The sequence below is a fragment of the Mycobacterium sp. genome (assembly GCF_049683355.1).
In the GTDB taxonomy this organism is placed as follows: domain Bacteria; phylum Actinomycetota; class Actinomycetes; order Mycobacteriales; family Mycobacteriaceae; genus Mycobacterium.
Genome location: NZ_JBAUJB010000071.1, coordinates 1 through 1,855, shown reverse-complemented (window position 1 = coordinate 1,855; position 1,855 = coordinate 1). Strand labels below are relative to the sequence as shown.

The window sequence follows — 1,855 nt, the reverse complement described above, 5'->3', positions numbered from 1 at the left end:
GATGAAGCCGCTCACTTACGTCATGGGCCAGGCACCCGGGAACGTGATCGCGCTGATCCAGAACGGCAGGGTCGTCGACTCTGCGCACTTCGTCGACGGCGAGGCGAATCCGTTGCCGCCCGAGGCCGTCGCAACGATCGAGAACCTGCCGTCGCTGGGCGCGGAGCCGCACACCGTCAAGTTGCCCGGCCTGGATTGGTACCGAATGGTCAGCCACCCGGGTGACGGCGACGAGGTCCTGGTGACCGGGGTGTCACGGTCACCGGCGTGGGTGGCGATGGTGCGATCGACTGCTGTCGTCTCCGGGATGACAGTGCTTGCCCTGGTGATCGCGGCGCTGTTCACCGTCGCGATCGTCGGCGTCGCGTTGCGACCGCTTCGCCGTGTCGCCGCGACGGCCGCGGAGGTGGCGACACTTCCCCTCGACCGGGACAACCACGCGATCACAGTGCGGGTACCCGCAGGTGACACCGACCCCCGCACGGAGGTCGGGCTCGTCGGTGACACGCTCAACCGGCTGCTCGATCACGTCGAACACGCGCTGGCCGATGTCGCTGCATCCGACCGGCGCATGCGCCAGTTCGTCACCGACGCCAGCCACGAGCTTCGCACCCCGTTGGCCGCCATCCACGGCTATGCGCAGTTGACCCGGCAGGACAGTTCGGTGCTGCCGGAGACCACCGAGTACTCCCTGGCGCGCATCGAGGCCGAAACGCAGCGGATGCATGCGCTGGTCGCCGACCTGCTGCTGCTGGCCCGGCTCGACGAGGGCCAGGACCTGGACACCGCCGATGTGGACCTGACCGAGATCGTCGTCGACGCCGTCAACGACGCGGCGGTGTCCGCACCAGGGCATCGCTGGTTGGTCGAGACGCCCGACGGCGCGGTCTGGGTGCGCGGGGATCGGGCCCGGCTCCACCAGGCTCTTGCCAACCTGTTGTCCAACGCCCGGGTACACACGCCCGAAGGCACCACGGTGACCACCAGCCTCCTCGCGGACACCTCCGAGAACGGCGCCGGCCACGTGGTGCTGGCGGTTGCCGATGACGGACCCGGAATCGATCGTGAGTTGCTCCCACATCTGTTCGAGCGGTTCGTCCGTGCCGACAAATCGCGGTCGCGTCAGGCAGGGAGCTTCGGACTGGGCCTGTCGATCGCCGCGTCCATCGTCGAGGCGCACGGCGGGTCCGTAGGTGCCGATTGTGACTCTGGCACGACGACTTTCACGGTGCGATTGCCCGCAGCCGCCGTAGCCGTGCAATACGCACCGGTGTAGCCGCACGCGGCATCGGGAGGTCTCGCACAGACCGCACGGCCCCGATGGGGACGGCTGTGCAGGTTCCCTCACACCCGCGATGTGACCGGCGCCACGCTGCAGCCGCGGAATTGCGTCGTGATCGAAGCGGTTGAGCACGAGAGAACTGCTTCAACTTCGAAGCAATCAGACCGAGGAGGACATCATGAAGGCTCTCTACTACCGCACATACGGCAGCAGCGACGTACTGGAGTACGACGAACTCCGCCGGCCGGTTCCAGGACCGGGCCAGGTTCTGGTCAAGGTGGCCGGCACGGCGTTCAACCCGGTGGACGCCGGTATCCGCGGCGGCTACCTGTCGGAGGTCTACGACATCGAGTTCCCGCACAGCCCGGGCATCGATCTGGCCGGGACCATCGCCGAACTCGGTTAGGACGTCGAGGGCTGGAACGTCGGCGATGCGGTCGTCGCGATGCTGCCGCTGGATGCCGACGGTGCCGCCGCGGAGTATGTGCTCGCTCCGGCCGGTGTACTGGCCGCCGCCCCGAACTCGGTGGCGTTGGTCGACGCGGCGGCGCTCCCGGTGACGGGACTGACGGC

General features: G+C 68.1%; 2 protein-coding genes. Both read left to right on the top strand.

Annotated elements, in window-relative coordinates; translation table 11 throughout:
• On the top strand, window positions 1–1,276 hold a 1,276-nt coding region (locus tag WA944_RS04220), incomplete at its 5' end, for a sensor histidine kinase (RefSeq protein ID WP_526609208.1).
• Window positions 1,277–1,460: 184 nt separating this feature from the next.
• The gene (locus tag WA944_RS04215) at window positions 1,461–1,688 is read left to right on the top strand and encodes an alcohol dehydrogenase catalytic domain-containing protein (RefSeq protein ID WP_526372658.1); all 228 of its coding nucleotides are present in this window, start codon (window positions 1,461–1,463) and stop codon (window positions 1,686–1,688) included.
• Window positions 1,689–1,855: the final 167 nt, after the last annotated feature.